The sequence below is a fragment of the Rhodocytophaga aerolata genome, assembly GCF_030503435.1.
GTDB classification, from domain to species: Bacteria; Bacteroidota; Bacteroidia; order Cytophagales; family 172606-1; genus Rhodocytophaga; species Rhodocytophaga aerolata.
On the sequence record NZ_JAUKPO010000166.1, the window covers coordinates 1 to 1151 of the forward strand.

At 44.7% G+C, this 1151-nt stretch carries 1 protein-coding gene; it reads right to left on the bottom strand.

Annotation, left to right across the window (positions count from 1 at the left end; genetic code table 11):
* Window positions 1-1065, bottom strand: a complete 1065-nt coding sequence (locus Q0590_RS37350) for an IS4 family transposase (RefSeq protein ID WP_302042788.1) — start codon at window positions 1063-1065, stop codon at window positions 1-3.
* Window positions 1066-1151 lie beyond the last annotated feature (86 nt).

The following is a 1151-nucleotide window of genomic DNA, read 5'->3' on the forward strand; positions in this document are numbered from 1 at the left end:
CTAAGTACATGTCAAAAGTTGAATGTATTTAAGTACAATCTGATCATCGTGCTTGAGGGCCTTATTAAACTGGTCTAATCCGTAGCGAAAGATGCTGCAAGCACGTCGTTGATGGGTTTTGATTTCAATAGGGGTAATGGCGTTGTTGTACTCCCCGACAATATAGACCCAAGTGAAGGCAATAGCTACTATGGCCAGAAGCTTACTGAGTCGCTCATGATCTTTAAGGTGGGTATTTTCAATCTGAAAACCGGCCGACTTGAGGGCCTTAAAGAAACACTCGATACTCCAGCGTTGGGCGTACACGTTGAAGGCAAGAGGATCAAAGTAGTAGGTAGCCACAATGAGAAATTCGATCTTGTTTTTGTCATTGATGATTTTCATGCCTGACAAGTATATGTACTGGTTAGCTAACAGCACTGGTTTTTCAAGGTGTCTGCCTCTGTTCAAGGGCAAGTTATTGAACAACCAAAAGAGTTTAACTGGGGGCTTATGGGAGTAGTTGATCCAGAAGTTAGCCCGCAAGCGGATGCAGTAGCGGATGTTGAGTTTGGCTAAGAATCCAAACCAGGCATCGCCGACAAATTCCCGGTCAGCCATTAGATAATCAATTGTTTCACTGCCAAACAGGCGCACATAATTGAGCAGCAGTTCCTTTCGCTCCTGTGTGTCGGAGTTACCGGCTTTGTTGAGCATAAGCCACAAGACCGGCAGGGAGACTTTGTCAGCTACAATGGTTAGACACAAGATATTGAACTCCACGCCCCCAAAACACCAGTGCGTTCGATCCAAACTCAGTCGGTAAGGCGGTTTTACCGGGCTAATAGCTACTAGCAAACGGGCTATTGAGTCGAAATTGATTGTGTATTGAGCGAAAAACCGTTGTATTCGTCTCAAGTTTACTAAACTTGACTGGTTAGTCAGTACACTGGCTAAACGGGTGAAACTCACGTCTCGCTCCCCAATTAGCGTGATGATCAGTAAGTCAAGGAACTTGAGGCGGGCCTTATGCCATTGTAAATGCAGTTGCAAAACTGCGCTTAATCTCCCATATTTAGATGCCATGAGTCACTCCGGGTTGTTTTATGTTGTCTGAACAACCTCATATTACAACTTTGGAGGCTCTTGGCAAACTTTTGACATGTACTCAG